General features: G+C 57.1%; 13 protein-coding genes. All 13 read left to right on the top strand.

The window, feature by feature from the left end; all coding sequences use genetic code 11:
* The first annotated feature begins 114 nt into the window (after window positions 1–114).
* The 13 genes from tssH (at window position 115) to tssE (ending at window position 19,207) form a co-directional block, all read left to right on the top strand.
* The gene (gene tssH / locus HFD87_RS12020; RefSeq protein WP_167423482.1) at window positions 115–2,769 is read left to right on the top strand and encodes a type VI secretion system ATPase TssH; all 2,655 of its coding nucleotides are present in this window, start codon (window positions 115–117) and stop codon (window positions 2,767–2,769) included.
* Complete coding sequence (locus tag HFD87_RS12015; RefSeq protein WP_167423481.1) at window positions 2,766–5,144, top strand: type VI secretion system Vgr family protein; 2,379 nt, start codon at window positions 2,766–2,768, stop codon at window positions 5,142–5,144. The genes tssH and HFD87_RS12015 overlap by 4 nt, the downstream gene beginning before the upstream one ends.
* Complete coding sequence (locus HFD87_RS12010) at window positions 5,145–5,897, top strand: DUF4123 domain-containing protein (protein WP_163798838.1); 753 nt, start codon at window positions 5,145–5,147, stop codon at window positions 5,895–5,897.
* Between the two features lie 89 nt (window positions 5,898–5,986).
* The gene (gene tli1 / locus HFD87_RS12005; protein WP_163798836.1) at window positions 5,987–6,517 is read left to right on the top strand and encodes a T6SS immunity phospholipase A1-binding lipoprotein Tli1-KP; all 531 of its coding nucleotides are present in this window, start codon (window positions 5,987–5,989) and stop codon (window positions 6,515–6,517) included.
* Window positions 6,505–8,943, top strand: coding sequence for a DUF2235 domain-containing protein (locus HFD87_RS12000; RefSeq protein ID WP_167423480.1), 2,439 nt, complete (start codon window positions 6,505–6,507; stop codon window positions 8,941–8,943). The genes tli1 and HFD87_RS12000 overlap by 13 nt, the downstream gene beginning before the upstream one ends.
* A gap of 19 nt (window positions 8,944–8,962) precedes the next feature.
* Entirely contained in the window at window positions 8,963–9,220 is a 258-nt protein-coding gene (locus HFD87_RS11995; RefSeq protein WP_163798832.1) for a PAAR domain-containing protein, read from the top strand.
* Window positions 9,217–10,356 carry a hypothetical protein gene (locus tag HFD87_RS11990; RefSeq protein WP_167423479.1) on the top strand — a complete coding sequence of 380 codons (1,140 nt, stop codon included), beginning with the start codon at window positions 9,217–9,219 and terminating at the stop codon, window positions 10,354–10,356. Before HFD87_RS11995 ends, HFD87_RS11990 begins: the two co-directional genes overlap by 4 nt.
* Complete coding sequence (locus HFD87_RS11985) at window positions 10,340–13,789, top strand: ImcF-related family protein (protein ID WP_167423478.1); 3,450 nt, start codon at window positions 10,340–10,342, stop codon at window positions 13,787–13,789. Before HFD87_RS11990 ends, HFD87_RS11985 begins: the two co-directional genes overlap by 17 nt.
* The gene (tssA, locus tag HFD87_RS11980) at window positions 13,789–15,390 is read left to right on the top strand and encodes a type VI secretion system protein TssA (RefSeq protein WP_167423477.1); all 1,602 of its coding nucleotides are present in this window, start codon (window positions 13,789–13,791) and stop codon (window positions 15,388–15,390) included. The genes HFD87_RS11985 and tssA overlap by 1 nt, the downstream gene beginning before the upstream one ends.
* 41 nt (window positions 15,391–15,431) lie before the next feature.
* Window positions 15,432–17,180, top strand: a complete 1,749-nt coding sequence (tssF, locus tag HFD87_RS11975) for a type VI secretion system baseplate subunit TssF (RefSeq protein WP_167423476.1) — start codon at window positions 15,432–15,434, stop codon at window positions 17,178–17,180.
* Entirely contained in the window at window positions 17,144–18,229 is a 1,086-nt protein-coding gene (gene tssG / locus HFD87_RS11970) for a type VI secretion system baseplate subunit TssG (RefSeq protein WP_167423475.1), read from the top strand. Before tssF ends, tssG begins: the two co-directional genes overlap by 37 nt.
* Window positions 18,207–18,752, top strand: a complete 546-nt coding sequence (tssJ, locus tag HFD87_RS11965) for a type VI secretion system lipoprotein TssJ (protein ID WP_089413967.1) — start codon at window positions 18,207–18,209, stop codon at window positions 18,750–18,752. Before tssG ends, tssJ begins: the two co-directional genes overlap by 23 nt.
* The gene (gene tssE, locus HFD87_RS11960; RefSeq protein WP_167423474.1) at window positions 18,752–19,207 is read left to right on the top strand and encodes a type VI secretion system baseplate subunit TssE; all 456 of its coding nucleotides are present in this window, start codon (window positions 18,752–18,754) and stop codon (window positions 19,205–19,207) included. Before tssJ ends, tssE begins: the two co-directional genes overlap by 1 nt.
* Window positions 19,208–19,209: the final 2 nt, after the last annotated feature.

Here is a 19,209-nt window from a genome sequence, read left to right as displayed (position 1 = left end):
GGCTTTCAGCAAAGAAAACCACAAACTGCCAGCCTGACCGTATGCGCTTTGGTCCCCTTAACGGGAACAGCGATGGGCGGTAGCGTGTCCAGGAACCGACAAAGAGAGAGATTCATGGAAAACCCAGCCATCCTGTTGCGACGTCTGAACCCTTACTGTGCCCGTGCGATGGAAGGGGCGGCGTCGCTCTGCCAGACCCGCGCCCATGCGGAAATTTTGCCGGAGCACTGGCTGCTGAAGCTGCTCGAACAGGGGGAAGGTGACCTGACGGTGCTGGCCCGCCGCTATGAGTGGGATATGGACCAGCTTTGGCAGGATTTGCTTGCCTGGCTGGATAAACAGCCGCGTTCAGTACGTCAACGTCCACAGTTGTCTGATGCCATTCAGACGCTGATGCAGGAAGCCTGGCTGATTGCTTCTCTTAACGGCGAGGAACAAATCCGCAGCATCCATCTACTGATGGCGCTGATTTACAAACAGAAACTGGTTCGCTGTGACGGGCTGTGGCCGCTGCTGACGCTGGGCCAGGGTCAGCTGGAACGTCTGCGTCCGCTGCTTGATGCCCAGTCGGACGAACGCGCGGAACTGCAGCAGGAAGCGGAACTTGCGCAGAATCACGGTGGTGAGGTGGAGTTTGTTGGCCGCCCGGTTGGTGCAGAGCTGAAAGAGGGTGAACTGAACCCGGCGCTACAGAACGCGCTGGATAAATTCACCCTCGATGTCACCGCCAAAGCGAAGGAGGGCAGGATTGACCCCGTGTTCGGCCGTGACACCGAAATCCGCCAGATGGTCGACATTCTCTCGCGCCGTCGTAAGAACAACCCGATTCTGGTCGGTGAACCAGGCGTCGGTAAAACGGCTCTGGTCGAAGGTCTGGCGCTGCGTATTGCCGAGGGCAACGTACCTGAATCCCTCAAACCGGTCATCCTGCGCACCCTTGACCTCGGTCTGTTGCAGGCGGGCGCAGGCGTGAAAGGTGAATTTGAACAGCGCCTGAAAAACGTCATCGATGCTGTACAGCAGTCGCCCACCCCGATTTTACTGTTTATTGATGAAGCACACACCATCATTGGCGCGGGCAACCAGGCAGGTGGCGCGGATGCCGCCAATCTGCTGAAACCCGCACTCGCCCGCGGCGAACTGCGCACCATTGCCGCCACGACCTGGAGCGAGTACAAACAGTACTTCGAGCGTGATGCTGCGCTGGAACGTCGCTTCCAGCGGGTGTTGGTGGACGAGCCAGATGATGACACTGCGTGTCTGATGCTGCGCGGCCTGAAATCCCGCTATGCCGACCACCATAATGTGCACATTACCGACGACGCGGTTCGTGCCGCGGTCACTTTGTCCCGCCGCTACCTGACTGGCCGCCAGTTGCCGGACAAGGCCGTTGACCTGCTGGATACCGCCGCTGCGCGCGTGCGCATGAGCCTCGACACCGTGCCGGAACAGCTGACCCGCATTCGCTCGCAGATTACCTCTCTTGAAATGGAGAAGCAGGCGCTGCTGGAAGATATCGCCGTCGGTACTCAGAGTCATGGTGAACGCCTGACCGCCATTGAGCAGGAAGAGAACGATCTCATCGTTGCACTCGACGAGCTTCAAACCCAGTACGGTCAGGAGCTGAAACTCACCGGACAACTGCTGGAAAGCCGCCATGACATCTCCCGTCGGAACGAGACGCACAGGCTGCAACAGGAGCTGAAGGGCATGCAGCACAGCAACCCGCTGCTTTCGGTTGATGTGGACGTGCGCACCGTTGCCACCGTGATTGCCGACTGGACCGGTGTACCGCTGTCTTCCCTGATGAAGGACGAGCAGACCGAGCTGCTGACCCTGGAAAACGAAATGGGTAAACGCGTGGTCGGTCAGGATGTTTCTCTTAATGCTATTGCCCAGCGTCTGCGTGCCGCCAAAACGGGCCTGACGTCCGAGAACGGTCCGCAGGGCGTGTTCCTGCTGGTTGGCCCGAGCGGCGTCGGCAAGACCGAAACCGCGCTGGCGCTGGCGGATGTACTGTACGGCGGTGAAAAATCGCTGATTACCATCAACCTGTCGGAGTACCAGGAGCCGCACACCGTATCCCAGTTGAAAGGTTCGCCTCCGGGCTACGTCGGTTATGGTCAGGGCGGCATCCTCACCGAAGCGGTGCGCAAGCGCCCGTACAGCGTGGTACTGCTCGATGAAGTGGAGAAAGCGCACCGCGACGTGATGAACCTGTTCTATCAGGTCTTCGACCGCGGCTTTATGCGCGACGGTGAAGGCCGAGAAATCGACTTCCGTAATACCGTTATCCTGATGACCTCGAATCTTGGTAGCGATCACCTGATGCAGCTGCTGGACGAACAGCCGGAGGCCACCGAAGCCGACCTGCACGAACTGCTAAGCCCGATTTTACGCGACCACTTCCAGCCAGCACTGCTGGCCCGTTTCCAGACCGTGATTTACCGCCCTCTTGCCGAAACGGCCATGCGTACCATAGTGGAAATGAAGCTCGCACAGGTCAGCAAGCGCTTACATCGTCACTACGGTTTGACCACGCAGATTGATGAGAGCCTGTATGACGCGCTGACCGCCGCCTGCCTGCTGCCGGATACCGGCGCACGCAACGTCGACAGTCTGCTCAATCAACAAATTCTGCCGGTGCTGAGTCAGCAGTTGCTGACCCACATGGCTGCGAAACAGAAACCACAGTCGCTATGCCTTAGCTGGAGTGAGGAAGATGGTATCGGGCTGGAGTTTGACCATACACAAGGAGTGCACGCATGAGCAGTAATCCCCCGATCAGATTCAGCCACAACCATCACCAGCTGTCGGTGAAGGGATGTGAAGCAGAACTCGATGTGCTGGCGTTTGAAGGCGATGAAGCCCTGAGCACACCGTTCCGCTACCGTATTGAATTTACAAGCTCTGACCATGCCATCAGCAAAGAAATGATGTTGATGAAAACGGGCTCCTTGACGCTGCAGGCCCCGGTTGATCAGGGTTACGGCACCAAAATGCAGCAGGTCGTGCGAACCCTTCAGGGGGTGGTGAGCGGCTTTGAACGTCTCAATACCTCAAAGGATGAAACCCACTATGCCCTGACGCTCCAGCCACGCATGGCGCTGCTTGACCGTTCGCATCAGAACGCCATTTATCAGGACATGTCGGTCCCACAAATCGTGGAAAAAATTCTGCGCGAGCGTCACAACATGCGCGGTCAGGATTTCCTGTTTTCGCTTGCAAAAGAGTACCCGCGCCGTGAGCAGGTGATGCAGTACGGTGAGGACGACCTGCACTTTATCACCCGCCTGCTGGGTGAGGTGGGTATCTGGTTCCGCTTTACCACTGATACGCGCCTGAACATCGACGTCGTGGAGTTTTACGACGGTCAGCAGGGATATGAAAAAGGCCTGACGCTGCCGTCGGTGCCGCCATCCGGTCAGCATTCTGATGGTGTGGACTCTGTCTGGGGCATGGAGAGCCACCATAACGTGGTGCAGAAACTGGTCAGCACCCGCGACTACAACTACCGCCAGGCCACGGATGACATGAACACCCGGGTCGATGCGACCCGCGGGGATGCCACCACCTGTGGGGAGGCTTACCACTGGGGAGATAACTACCTGATGGCGGGGAATCCCCATGACCGCAATTCGGCCCCGGAGTCCGGGGCGTTTTATGCCCGCATTCGTCATGAGCGTTATCTGAATGGCCAGACGCAGACTCATGCCATCACCAGCTGCCCGACCCTCTCTCCGGGTCAGGTACTGAAAGTCACCGGCGGGTACGAAGTGGCAGACGTGTTCGCGCAGGGCGTGGTCGTCACGGCGATGCACAGCCATGCGCGCCGTGATGAAGACTTTGGTGTCAACTTCGACGGCATCCCGGACAGCACTGATTTTAGTTTCCGCCCTGAACCCGGCGCCCGCCCGGTGATGGCCGGCACGCTGCCGGCGCGCGTCACCAGCACCACCGAAAATGACACCTACGGACATATCGACAAAGACGGCCGCTACCGCGTCAGCATGCTGTTTGACCGGGACAGCTGGGATACGGGCTTTGAGAGTCTGTGGGTACGGCAGTCCCGCCCGTACGCCGGGGACACTTACGGCCTGCACCTGCCGCTGCTGGCGGGCACTGAAGTGGCGATTGGCTTTGAGGACGGTAACCCGGACCGGCCGTATATTTCCGGCGTACTTCACGACTCGGCGCACGGTGATCATGTCACTATCCAAAACTACAAACGTAACGTCCTGCGGACGCCTGCGAACAACAAAATCCGCCTCGATGACGAGCGCGGGAAAGAGCATATCAAGGTCAGCACGGAGTACGGCGGCAAAAGCCAGCTCAATCTCGGGCACCTGGTCGACAGTGAGAAACAGCAGCGCGGCGAGGGGTTTGAGCTCCGGACGGACAGTTGGGGTGCCATCCGGGCGCAGAAAGGGATATTTATCAGTACTGATGGGCAGGCAAAGGCGCAGGGGCCGATGCTGGACATGAAGCCAGCCATTACTCTACTTAAAGGGGCGCTGAATCAGGTAACTGGATGGGGAACTATTACGCAGACTCACCACAACATTACGCCTGACTCTGAGCCATTAAGAGCATTGGTTTCAGGTGCCAGTGAGCTTAAAGAGCCTGCGCTGTTGCTGTCTTCACCGACAGGTATTGCCTCCGTTACGCCGGAAACAGCCCTGATGTACAGCGGGAAAGGGTTGTACCTGCAGAGCCTGGGGGAAGTCAATATCACTGCAGCACAGTGTTATTCGGTGAACGCGAGCCAGGCGGTCTCACTGCTGGCCCAACAGGAAGGTATGCGGCTGGTATCAGCTAAAGGTTCACTGGAGATTGAGTCACATAGTGATGCGCTGTCGCTGACTTCCCTGAAAGATGCCACCGTCCAGTCAACACAGGGACACCTGCAGTTGACGGCTAAAAATGGCATTACTCTGGGCTGTGGCGGGGCTTATATTCGTCTTACGCCAAAGGGAGAGGTGCATATTCACGGGCCGGGATTAATCAGTCTTAAAGGCCTGCACGATTTGCAGGGGCCTGCCAGCGAGGATTTTCCTCTGCCAGAACTGCCGGCATCAGTATGCAAAGAGTGCCTTAAAAAAGCTCAGCAACTGGCGCAGGGTTTTGTACCCAGGGAGGCATAAATGACTGCGCAATGGATTGAAGAAGTCGCTGTTACCTGCCGGACTTCCAGAACTGATTATCTTGATTTTATCGTTGATCAGGCAGGGCTGGATTTCAGCGTTATTCCTGCACTGAATGCACTGTCGGTGGAGTGGCAGTCACTTTATCACGGGCTTCCGGAAGCGTTTATCGTCGATGATGCTCCGCTGGTTGCACGCATTAGACTTGACGATCTTCAGCAGTTGCAGTGGCTCAAGGACATGAGTCAGCAGGTTGCCGTTCAGGCTCCATTGCTGCTGTTGTGCTCACACTGGCGTTTTTCTGCCCTGGCTGGCTGGCTCACACAGTGCATGGATATTTTGCAGGAAGGACGGGGCGGGATTTTACGGTTTTACGATACGCGGATTTTCCCTGTGCTTTTTACGGACGTTCTCAGTAAGGAACAGCAAAAGCCTTTATTGCGCCCTGTGCTGTTCTGGGCATGGCAGGATATGGATGGTAATGCCAGAGGTATAAAAGGTAGCGGTACGCCCCAGACCCGCGACGAGAAACCTAACAAAATCGACCTAAGCGATCGCCAGCTTGAGCATCTGATGTGCGTATGTGATGTCATGACCCTTCTGTCGCACTGTGCACCCCCAGCAGGCAGCTATGCATCGCAACAGGCACTTTTTTCTGATTGTTACCAGGGCATGGTGGAGGCAACAAACCAGGGCATTATTCTGGATGAAGCACGCGAGGCCTGGGTCATGAAAAAGTGGCTTCCCACATAAGTAATTACCTGATAATGAAAATAAACCGTTTTACCCGCCGTCAAATCCTCCTCCCTTTGTAGATGTTCTTTTCATACAAGGAAAGTCAGATGAAACATTCACTGTTAAGCCCGCTGCTGGCGGGCCTGCTGCTGTTAACCGGTTGCTCGCAGCCTGCTGCTCAGGCCGGGGGCGGTGGTGGTGGAACCATTAAAGCCATCAACCACACCAAATGGGCGATTAACCACTTCAGCGTCGATAACCAGTCGGGTATCGACATTATTGGTCCGTTCCAGGGGGGCGGTGGAGGCTGCTGTTACAGCGTGCCCGCCCGCTGGACGCCGGGTATGACGGTGCGTATTGACTGGGAAAGTGGGGAGGGCGGGTCAAAAGGCTTTCCCGGGTTTGCTGATACAGAAAAATATCTTGCCTGGGAAAAAAAAATGAAGGCCCAGAATCGGCAGCACAGCAAAACCGTCCCGCTTCCCGACTATAACGGCCAGGATGTCTGCGGCATCACCGTGCACTTTTTACCCTGCGATGACGTGAAGGTGACGACCAGTTGCTGGTCACCGAGAAATGCCAACTACCCGATAAAAGAGCCCATCAGGATGAAGGAGCCCAAAGTATGTCCGAGATAAAGGAAACCGATTTAGCCTGGGTGCCGCCGCCATTTCCGGCCCAGGGACGCCTGCCGACCCAGGCGCTGCAGGTCGGGCAGAGCTGCCATCAGCAGAACAGCGCCGAGCGGCTCTATCGCCAGGAATTGTGTCTGGCGGCCGGACGACGCGTGGAGCCGCCGTGCTGCAAGACGCTTCATATCAGTCTGTTTTTCGACGGTACGGGGAATAACCTGAACAATGACCTGCTGCTGTCTGATCCGAAGCATCAGACCAATATCGCTCGGTTGTTTCGTGCCACTATTGGAACCGGTACGGCTGGCGGGGTACCGACTGGCGGGCAGGCAACACTGTTAGATGGTGCTGAAGACGGTGATGGGAAATATTTTAAGTTCTACATGCCCGGTGTGGGCACCCCGTTCACGGAAGTGAACGACCCGGACTATTCAACCATGGGGCTGGTGGGCGCAACTAAGGGTGAAGAGCGTATTAACTGGGCGCTGCTGCGCATTATTGATGTACTGAAATTTTCCGCTACTGAAAAATGGTTAACCACCGCAGAGAGTCGGCAGTCTATTAGCAAAATGGGTACCAGCATGAACCGGCTGTGGTTTGGTGGCAGCCACAATCGTTACGAAGAGTTCAGTCGTTTACTGAATGCGTTAGCCCCGCAACTGAAACCGCTGCTCACACAGCCGGAACCGGGGAAGCCTAAGGTGTTAGGCATCAAACTGTACGTTTACGGGTTTTCCCGCGGTGCTGCCGCTGCGCGTACGTTTGTACGCTGGCTGAGCGAGCTGCTTCCCCCGCCAAAGGCGGAAGGCGAAAAACCCCCGCAGTGCCTGCAGATTGGCGAGATGCAGCTGCCTATCAGCGTGGAGTTTCTCGGGCTGCTGGATACCGTGGCCTCCGTTGGGGTGGCGCACGTAGTACCGATTGCCGAGGGGCATATGTCCTGGGCGGATGACACGATGGAGCTGCCGGACGATAAAACCTATGGCGGTCTGATAAAAAAATGCGTGCATCTGGTGTCCGGGCATGAGCAGCGTCTCTGCTTCCCACTGGATTCGGTACGGCGGAGTAACGGCAAATATCCGCCCTATGCCACTGAGGTGGTTTACCCGGGGATGCACTCGGATCTGGGTGGCGGTTATCCGCCGGGGGATCAGGGGAAGGCGAATGCTGAGCATGATGGATTGTTACTATCTCAGATAATTTTACAGGATCTATATTCCTCTGCTTTCGAGGTTGGAGCCCCTTTAAAAGTACCACAGGATGTATTACCAGAATCATCTACAGAAAAATGGCGAATCATGCCTATTGATGTGATTTCTCAATTTTTAGTTTCTGATGTGCTTATCAAACGCTTCAATGCCTGGCGCGAACTCACCCTGAATCTGTCCACACCAGAAAAAATCTCGCCCGAAGAGGCCTGCGAATACGAATCACAGCGTGCCAGCGGCAGTCTGGAAACTGTCGTTGAAAACCAGATTGCGTGGATCACCGCCTGGCGTATCGAGCGCTATGCCAGAGGTTCGATGCTGAAAACGCCATTCTACCAGCGTGCCACGAATACCGAAGCGCTGCCCGCCGCGCGCGAGGCGGCAGAAGAAGCACGTGATGAGAAACAGCAAGAGGTGCTCAAAACGCGTCAGGACCAGATAGCAAAACAGTCTGCCGACAAGATGGACGCTCTGGTGCTCTATCCGGGCGTCAAAGATTTCGACCCGGATATGGCGCAGACCCAGCTGTTTGAAGCGGCGAAGGAGTTTGGTAAGGATTACCACGACGGCTACCGAATTCCGGAGAACCTGGCACAGGCGGTGCTGGATACCGTGCTGCAGCCGATGATTTTCGTTCTCAATACCGATGATGAACCCCAGGAATACCGGCGAATAAAGGCTGGCGGAGACGCGCGGGTGACAGTCCTGTTCCCTGCTGCCGGTGAGGCCAGTAATGCGGAACGGCCCGCCGGGCTGGTCAGGGCAATATTCGACGACCAGGTGCACGACTCGCGCGCCTGGTTTATGCACGCTGCGCTGGGTACGCGCGAGATCTGGGGCGGCTACTTCCGCTACCGCATGATTTATTTTGGCGACAAATGTAATAAGTCCCTGTCACCGCTGGTGATCGCTGGGGATCTGGTGGGGTTTGCCACCCTCACCACGGGGGTCGTGCTGAGCTTCAAACAAAAGAGCCTGACCGGAAAGCTGGCGGGGCTGGCCGCGACAGGCGCTGTACGATCGCTGCAGGTTGACGTGCTGGACAGGATCACCCATGAACCCGTGCCGGAACTGCCGGGCGGGGAACAGCTGCGGGCATTTACCCGGGAGCCGGGAGTGATGGTTGCACAGCGAAAAGCGCTGGTGGCTGAACAACAGCTGGCGCGGGCGCAGGCTGCGATCCCGGTCAGCTGGCTTGAGGATGTCCTGGCGGTGACTGGATAAAGCTGAGTAAGGAGGGCCGATGAGTAAAGTCATCCGCAAAGGAGATAGTCTGCGGGAGTATGGTGGCAAGGTATTGGGAGGGCACTACCAGTGTTTTGGTCAGGGATTTGCCTGTAAGGCAGACCCGGTTCGCTGTAACAAACACGGCATGACGACCATCGCGGAAGGTAGCACATTGACAACGGTTGATGGACAGCCCGTCGCGCTGCATGGTCACCACTGTGCCTGCGGCTGTACGCTGGTCAGCTCGTTTCCTGACTGCGGTGTTGACCAGTGAGGTCCGTTCCTGATTATCCGGCGTACAAAACGGCACGTCCACCTGGTACCGCAAGGTGGCTGTCGGCCACGGCTCTGCTGGTGTTGATCGGCGGCGGTGCTGGCGGTCTGTTGCCCTCTGCCGAGGGTAACAGCTCTCTGGTGGCCGCCGTTATCCTGGTGACGCTGCTGCTGTCGGTCACTGGCTGGCTTGTGCGGCTTCTGTACTACCGTGTCAGCGTGCATAACGCCGCTTTCTACTATCAGCTGGTGGCATATGAACAGCAGCAGTGGTGGGCGGCGCACCGGCAGCCGCTCTGGTTAAAAGAAGGCCTTTTGCTGGGGCCAGCAGGTACGCGTTCAGTTGACTGGCTGCGTGTGCTTAACCGTGAACAACGCCCGCCGGAGGAAAAAAAAGAGGGCGGCGGCAGTGCGCTGAGACTGCCACAAATTTCAGTTATGGATCCCACCGTTCGTGAAAAGCGGCTGGCAGAACTGCTGGTTATTGAGTGGCAAAAGCAGCGTAGTGAAGAAAACCTCACTCCACCGCTACGTTGCTACTGGCAGGGTGCCGACATCGCCTGGCAGGCATTTCGCGCACAGATGGCGATCGCTTTTCCGGACATTGCACTGCCAGCCCGACCTGAGCCCTGGCAAGGTGAAGCCAGCCTGGCTGAAATAGCGGGTGAGCTTGCCGTTGCTAAACCTGATGACACGATACTGATCGCCGGGTGTCAGGTCATCGCGCCGCAGTCAGGCACAGAACGTCCCGCCGGAGAATCTGCGGCACTGTGGCTGGCCGGACTTAATGGCCCGGTACAACTGACGGGTGGTGAAACTTTTTCATCAGAACAAGGCGATATATTGCTCACCGTGTTCGCCCGTGCACTGGAACAGAGCGAGATGAAAGACCCACCGGAGGCCTGTACGCTGTTTTCCCTACCCGGCCTTGAGGAGCTGGCGAGTACCGGATGGGATGTCAGCCAGCATCTGCAGGATGCCAACTGGGGGGAAGTTGGCGATATGGAAACTCTGATTGTTTTATCCCTGGCGGCAATCTATGCCGCGCACCACCAACAACCGTGCGGCTGGATTGCCCGCGACCCGATGAACACCCTCGCAACTGGAATAGTAAAACCTGATGGACAACATCAATAAGCCTGCTGCCATTTCTGTGGCAGCCACGGCAACTGTCTGTATTGCTGTGACCACTTTACTGGTACTACTGGGCGGAGTGGCATGGTGGCTGTGGGCGACCGAACGGTCAACGGAATGGGACACGCTGCGTCCGCTTATTGTCTCTGGCTTTATTGTCTGGGGAGTTGCGCTCAGCATGCTAGTACTGGGGTTTATGGCCTTCCGGTTATTGATTAAGGATAAGGTTAGCCCGTCGTCATCCCGCAAACGTGCGCCTGCAAAGGTTACGGGCCACGAAGTGACTTACCGACTGCTGAAGACACACCTCCGATCGCGCCATAGCCTCTTCTGGCGCAACAAGGTCCGCCTGTTGTTGATTACCGGTGACGACGCTGCAATCGAACAACTGATCCCCGGCCTGAAACACCACCAGTGGCTTGAAGCTAACCGTACCGTTCTGATTTACGGCGGCAGACTGACTGCTGAGCCTGATATGGAAAAATACACCGCGCTACGAAAACTGCGTCGAGGGCGCCCGCTGGACGGTATTGTTCGCGTATTGTCGCAGTCGCTTACTCTGACCCCACGTATCAGCGATAACGATTTACGCGGGCTGGAAAAAATCAGTGAGCTGCTGCGCTATTCCGCTCCGGTCTGGCTGTGGCAGCTGTGCGACAGCAAGTGGTCGCAGGCAAAGCGCCCTGAACAGACGGTAGGGGCCACTTTCCCGCTTCGTGCTAAGCCTGACGATATTACCCGCCAGCTTGAACTGATGCTGCCGATCCTACGAACGCAGGGGGTGAGTCAGGTAGCTGAGAACAACGGTCACGATTTCCTGCTGCGCCTGGGTCAGTACCTCAAAGATGGGGGTATCGTCCGCTGGACTGAACAACTGGTGCCATGGTTATCAGGTTCTCAGCAGCGCGTTCCGTTGCGTGGTCTGATTTTCAGCCTGCCGGAGAATAAACCCGCTGAAACGCCTGAGGTTGAAGCGGCTGCATCTGCTAACCCTGAGAAATATATCCCCGAATCACAACGCCATGCGCTGACCCTGCCGGTAACCTGGCAGGGCATTATTGATGACTGCACCCGTGTACGAGGCCGCCGTGTCGGTATGGCCTGGGAGCAGACGCTCGCCTGGACACTGATGGCCATAATCGGTATCTGGGGCGCGGGAACACTGTTGTCGTTCGTGGTCAACCGCCTGCAGATAGTTTCTGTTGCTGAGCAGGCTCATGCCCTGGTGGAGCATCCTTCTGTATCGGATTACCAGCTGACGGCCCTGCATACCCTGCGTAATGATGCCGGACGTCTGCAGCACAGTATTCATGAAGGTGCGCCCTGGTACCAGCGCTTCGGTCTGGACCATAACCAGCAACTGCTCGATGCGTTGCTGCCCTGGTACGGCGTGGCAAACAACCGCCTGATACGTGACCCGGCAAATGAAGCGCTTACGCAGAAACTCAGCGCGCTTGCAAGCTCCGCCCCCAACAGCGACCAGCGTGCACAGTTGGCGAAGCCGGGCTATGACCAGCTGAAAGCCTGGCTGATGATGGCTCGTCCGGATAAAACCGATGGTGCGTTTTATGCCCAGACCATGAAAGCCGTACAGCCGACGTGCATTGGCATCTCAACCGGCCTGTGGCAAAGCCTGTCGCCGGATTTATGGGCGTTCTATATCTCCGAATTACCCAAACAGCCGCAGTGGAAAATCACACCGGATGCGCAGCTGGTCAGCCAGAGTCGTCAGGTGCTGTTGCAGCAAATTGGCCGCCGTAATGCGGAAAGTACGCTGTATGAAAACATGCTCAAATCGGTGCGCCGTAACTTTGCCGATGTATCTCTGGATAACATGACCAGCGGTACCGATGCGAGGCGACTGTTCACCACTGATGAAGTGGTACCAGGCATGTTTACCCGCCAGGCGTGGGAAGGGGGCATTCAGCAGGCTATTGAAAAGGCCGCAAATTCCCGCCGGGATGAAATTGACTGGGTGCTGAGTGACAGCCGGAAAGCGGTTTCCTCAGACCTGTCACCGGAAGCTCTGAAAGCACGTCTTACGCAACGTTACTTCACCGACTTTGCCGGCAGCTGGCTGAGCTTCCTCAACAGCCTGCGACTTAATCCTGCGAACAACATTGCTGACGTTACCGACCAGTTGACGCTGATGAGCGATGTCCGCCAGTCGCCGCTAATTGCCCTGATGAACACCATCGCGTGGCAGGGGCAGACCGGCCAGCAAAGCGAAGGCCTTTCGGACTCCATCATCAAATCGGCTAAAGATCTCGTAGGCGGAAAAGATAAACCTGCGATTGACCAGTCTGCGTCAGGGCCGCAGGGGCCGCTCGATGAAACCTTTGGCCCGCTGCTTCAGCTTCTGGGTAAAAACACAGGCAGTAACGTTATGTCGGCTGACACTTCACTGAGCCTGCAGACGTATCTGACCCGCATCACCCGCGTGCGTCTACGACTGCAACAGGTGGCCAGTGCCTCTGATCCGCAGGAGATGATGCAGACTCTGGCGCAGACCGTATTCCAGGGCAAAAGCGTGGATCTGACCGACACCCAGCAGTACGGCAGTCTGATTTCGGCAAGCCTTGGCGAAGAGTGGAGCGGATTTGGCAGCACGATGTTCGTCCAGCCGCTGACTCAGGCCTGGGAAACGGTGCTGCAGCCGTCGGCGGCGAGCCTCAATGACAAATGGAACCGCTCGTTGGTCGCGAACTGGCAAACTGCCTTTGACGGACGTTTCCCGTTTGCCGCCAGCAAAAGTGATGCCTCTTTACCGATGCTGGCTGAATTTGTGCGTAAGGACAGCGGACGTATAGAGCGCTTCCTGACGACAGAACTCAACGGTGTGCTGCACAAAGAGGGCAGCCAGTGGGTGGCGGATAAGGTCAACAGCCAGGGGCTGAGCTTTAATCCGGGCTTTCTGCGGGCGATAAATCAGCTGAGCCAGTTGTCAGACATTTTGTTCACCGATGAAAGTCAGGGCATCAGCTTTGAGCTACAGGCGCGCCCAGTACCGCAGGTGGTGGAAACCCAACTGACCATTGATGGGCAAATGCTGCACTACTTCAACCAGATGGCGGAGTGGCAGAGCTTTCGCTGGCCGGGAGACACTTTCAAGCCGGGGGCAATGCTGACCTGGTCCACCGTCAACGCCGGTGCGCGCCTGTTCGGGGATTACAGCGGGACCTGGGGCTTTATTCGCTGGCTGGACCAGAGCAAGCGCCAGCAGCTTGACCGCAGCCAGTGGATGATGAGCTTCACCGCACCGGATGGTCGCACCCTGCAGTGGGCGCTGCGCTCACAACTCGGAAAAGGTCCGCTGGCGCTGCTGGATCTGCGCGGTTTCACGCTGCCGGATCAGATATTCAGTGTCGACAGCGCGGCCACCGCTCAGGCGCTGATGGCTAACACAGGAAACAGTGACATGGATGGTGTCGAATAATGAGCATACTGCAGAATCTGGTTGCCGCCTGTCAGGCTGACGAAATTCAGCTGCGACAACAGGCGCAGGCACGCACAGAAAATTGGCAGCCCTGGCTTGCCCCGGTAAGCGTTGCCAGTCCGACCGGGGAAGACCCAGGATATGACGATGATTTTCAGCGTATTCGTGAGGAAGTCAACAAGCTCTCTGGCATTGATACCGGTCTGATTTGCACGCTTGCTGAAAAACTGCTGACCACCACGGCCAAAGATATCCGGATTGCCACCTATTACTGTTGGGCACGTCTGCACCAGGATGGCGAAGCTGGCTTTGCCGAAGGACTTGAACTGCTGGTGGGATTGCTTCAGCACTATGGAGCACAGCTTCACCCGCAGCGCGAGCGGAGCCGTAAACCGGCGCTGGAATGGCTCGCCGGAGCCCGAGTACTCGACAGTCTGTCGCTTTACCCGGAAGTTGTACGTGATGACGCACAGCGTACCGCCGGAGTGCTGCTGCTCATCAGTGACAGTCTGGAGACAGAGCCGGAGGCGTCACGGCCAGAACTCAATGCGCTATACAGTGCTCTGGAGTCCCGTCTGATTAAAGGCGGGGGCGTGGATGCGGTGGTACCGCAGAACGCCGGTAATAAGGCCCAGTCACAGCCCTCCACGCACACGGTCGAGTCAGGCGCGCCGGTTCTGAACCGCATTACCTCCGGCCAGGATTTGCTGGCCCAGGCCCGTACACTGACCGGATATCTGCGTGAGCAACCTGATGGCTGGCTTGCCGCTCACCGGCTGATGAAAAGCCTGCGTCATGACACGCTGCACAGTATTCCTGCTCCGGATGCACAAGGGAAAACCCGAATCGAACCGCCGCGTGCAGACCAGCTGGCCATGCTTAAGCGCCTGTATCTGCAGCAGAGCTGGTCCGAAATTATGGAGCAGGCCGACAGCGCTTTTTCACGCGGCGCCAACCACCTCTGGCTGGATTTGCAGTGGTATATCCATCAGGCCCTGGTGAAATCGGGGCAGGATGTGCTGGCTGATATCATCGCCGCCGACCTGAAAGGGCTGCTGCGCCGCCTTAACGGGCTTGAAACCCTGGCCTTTAATGACGGTACGCCGTTTGCCGATGAGGTCACGCTGAACTGGATAAATCAGAGCGTGCTGGACGATATATCAGGCTGGAGGGATGAGCCGGTCAGTGCTGTCAGTGAGACGGATAACGATATCCTGGCCCTCGAGCCTGAAGCGCTGGAGAAAGCGGACACTGACGGTCTGGATGCCACACTACACTGGCTGCAGACCCGCCCTGGTGCGGATTCCGTGAAAGACAAATGGCTGCTGCGTCTGCTGATGGCTCGTGTCGCCGAGCAGAAGGGCAAAAATGAACTGGCCCTGCATCTGCTGGGAGAGCTCGACAATGCCGCACAGTCGATCACCCTCACGCAGTGGACACCAGCACTGTTGTTTGAAGTGAAATCACGTCGCCTCAGACTGCTGCGCATGAAAGCCACACGCAGTGAAACTGATAAATCACGGCTTCAGCCCGAGATGGATTTGCTTCTGTCCGGTCTGATTGCGCTCGATCCGGCCGGCAGTGCAGTGCTTTGCGGGTAAAACGTCCGGCATACCTTTAAAACACACATATTCAGGTTTTTATGGATGACTTAACCCTGCGTTATTACGACGCTGAAATGCGCTATCTGCTGGAAGCCGGTGAAGAGTTTGCCCGTGCTCACCCCGAGCAGGCGGCAATGCTCAATCTCGATAAAGCGGGGGCGCGCGACCCTTACGTGGAGCGGCTTTTCGAGGGCTTTGCCTTCCTGATGGGCCGTCTTCGTGAAAAGCTCGACGATGACTTACCGGAGCTGACCGAAGGGCTGGTCAGCCTGTTGTGGCCGCATTACCTGCGAACCATTCCGTCAATGTCGGTGGTGGAGTTCACCCCTGACTGGCGTGAGATGAAAGAGCCGATGCGCATCGTCAAAGGCTTTGAGGTGAACTCACGACCGATCGGTGAGAAGGGCACGCGTTGCCGGTACACTACAACCAAAGAGATTACCCTTCAGCCGTTGTCGCTTGAGAGTGCCCGACTGGCGACCGATCCGGATGGCCGTTCGGTCATCACGCTGCGCTTTAACTGCAGCCATCTGGCCGACTGGAGCCGTGTCGATCTCAGCCAGCTCCCGTTCTACTTCAACGCTGATGCACCGCTGGCCTGTGCGATGCATGAAGCCTTTACCATGAACACAGCGCGCCTCTGGCTGCGGATGCCGGGCGACATGGACAGAAGAACGCTCGACGGGTATTTCACCGCACTGGGCTTTGGCGACGACCTGTGGCCGAAGGGGAGCAGCAGCTTTAGTGGTTATCAGTTGCTGCTGGAGTACTTCACCTTCCGTGAGAAATTCATGTTCACAGGGCTGCGTGGGCTGGAGACCGTGGCTTTTCCGGCTGAGCTCCCATGGTTTGAAATCGACGTGGTACTGGCGGAACGCTGGGAGCATGATTTCAGCTTTACCGAAAAGCATCTGCGCCTGAACTGTGTGCCGGTGATTAACCTGTTCCCGCTGGAATCCGACCCGCTGACGCTCAACTCCCTGCAGACCGAATACATGCTGCGCCCAATGCGCGTGCAGGATGGCCATACCGAGATATACGCGGTGAATTCGGTGATGTCATCGAGCCAGCACACCTACGTGCCGTTTTCGAGTTTCCGCCACAAAGGCGGAATGATGCGTCATGAAGCGCCGGAATATTACTACCACACTCGTATACGTCGCGGCCCGTCAGGTCTGCATAACACCTGGCTTATCCTCGGCGGTGAAGCGTTTGATAACCACACCGTTCCGGAAGACGAGAGCCTGTCGCTGACGCTTACCGGCACCAACGGCCAGCTGCCACGACGAGCACTGCAGAGCACGGTGCTTGATACGGTGATGAAAACCACCTCGGCTAGTATCGGCGTGCGTAACCTGTGTGCGCCAACGTTACCCTGTTATCCCCCGGCACAGGATCGTTTCCACTGGCGTGTGCTGAGTCATCTTGGCAGCGGCTTCCTGTCGATGATGGACAACGCTGACGTGCTGCGTGGCACCCTGGCGCTGTACGAGTGGACTGACAGCGAGATGAACCGCCGCCGCCTGGAAGCCATCATTGACGTGAAGCACAGCGAAACCGAGCGCTTTGAGCAGGGCTACCTGGTACGCGGCGTGCAGATTGAGGTGACGCTCGACAGCCACGGCTTTGCCGGGCGGGGTGATATTTGCCTGTTTGGCGAGATGCTGAGTCGCTTCTTCGCGCTCTACACGGATATCTATCTGTTTAACCGCCTGATTATCATCCTGCAACCAACCGGAGAGCGCCTGGAATGGGAAGAGAAGCACTACCGCCGCATTCCCGGCTGACCCCGCGGCTGGAGGCCGATCTTCACCGCATCAACTTTTATCGTTTATGCCAGCTACTGGAGAAGCGCCATCCGGACAGGCCGCTGATGGGCTCTACCAGCCATCCGGCAGATGACCCGGTACGGTTTGCGCCGCATCCGGGGATGGGTTTCCCTGCCAGTGAACTGAAGGCTGTCGAATATGACGAGGATGATGACAGCAGGCCACCGCTCATCCGCACGACCTTTATGGGGATGTACGGCGTCGACTCACCACTGCCGACGGCGTATCTCGATGACATCACCCAGTGTAGGGAAGGGCATGAGGCGCTGCAGGGCTTTCTGGATATCTTCAGCCACCGCATCCTGACGCAGTTTTACCGCATCTGGCGTAAATACTCTTACCCGGCCACGTTTGAGCCCGGCGGCACCGACAGTATTTCGCAGTCGCTGCTGGGCCTGGTGGGGCTGGGCATTCCGGGCACTGCAGAGCATATCGCCACCCCGGTATCCCGTTTTCTGTCACTGCTGGGCGTACTGCAACAGCCCGGTAAAACCCAGGAGGGAATGCAGGCGCTGGTGACGCTGCTGGCCCCGGATACCACTGTGAAGGTCAGCCCCTACTGTCTGCGCCCGGTAGAGGTCAGCCAGCCACTGGGCTTTTACGGTGATGACGATTTTCTTCTGGATGGCAACACGCCGCTGGGTGAAGAAGCCATGGATGCTAATAGTCAGTTGCTGATTGCGCTCACCACCGATAACGAGCAGGAGTCACAGGGCTGGAAGCCGGATGGTCTGCTGTACCAAGACTTCCTGGTGATGCTGCGGGTGTACCTTGGCTGGCGATTCAAGGCCAAAATTACCCTGACCACCCGCACTCGGCTGCTGGCCGCTCCACCGCTCGGTGAAGGCCCCTTCTGGCTCGGCATGAACGGCGTGCTGGGCGCAGAAGACGAAGGCCTCCCGGAGGATATTCCACACACCTTTACGACCGAATTGGGTTACTACACCGGCCTACAGCCCGCGACACCACAACAAGGAAATCGACGTGTTACGTACAAGTTTAACTAAAACAAGGCGCTGGCTGTTACCCCTGCTGGCATTCAGTCTTGTGGGTTGCGGGGTGACGCAGGGCATCACCGATGGCACCAAATCGGCTTTTAATGCCGTGTTCTACAAAAAAATTAAGGTGCTGCACCTGGATTTCACCGCCCGTGAGGCGCTTAACACCGATTCGCGCGAGAGTAATTCGCTGTCTGAGCCGGTGATTATCCGTGTCTACCAGTTAAAAGACCGTAAAACCTTCGACAAAATGGTCTACCAGCAGTTGCTGAAAGATGGGGAGACCATCCTGAAAGCTGACCTGCTGGCAAGCCGTGATGTGGTGGTGAAGCCGGGTGGAGATGCGAACCTGAATATGCCGATGGAAGCCGATGCACAGTTTGTGGCGGTGGTGGGTCTGTTCCGTCACCCGGATATGGTCAACAACACCTGGAAGCTGGTGACAGAGCGTGAAGACCTTGACCCGGATAAACCGCGTATTCTGGAAGCGGGGAATAACCATCTGACACTGCAACCGCTCAAGGACGATTAATGCCTCAGGGACACAACACGCCATCGCTGTATGAAATGCTGAGCGGGAATTTTTCTGGTGGCCTGAGCCTCCATAAGGTCAGTAAACAAAATCAGGTCATCCTGTCGGTGCTGGATAACATGCAGCGCATCCTCAACTGTCGCGCCGGCACGCTGGCGCATCTGCCGGACTATGGCCTGCCCGATATGACAAAAATACTGCAGGGCATGCCGGGTACCGCCCATGAGCTGATGGGCACCCTGTCTGCTGTCCTGCTCAAATATGAGCCACGTCTGAAAAAAATTACTGTCGTCCTGCTGGAGCAGAACGTCCCCGGCGAGTTGCGTTATGCCATTGATGCTGAGCTTAAGGGGATTGGCCTCGTGCGTTACGGCACCGAGTTTATGCCCGAGGGACGAGTGATGCTCAGACACCTGAAGCAACAGCAGTATATCGAGACCACAACCCGTCTGTAAGG

The organism is Pantoea sp. EKM21T (genome assembly GCF_011800405.1).
Classification (GTDB): domain Bacteria; phylum Pseudomonadota; class Gammaproteobacteria; order Enterobacterales; family Enterobacteriaceae; genus Pantoea; species Pantoea agglomerans.
This window is presented reverse-complemented; position numbering and strand designations above follow the sequence as displayed.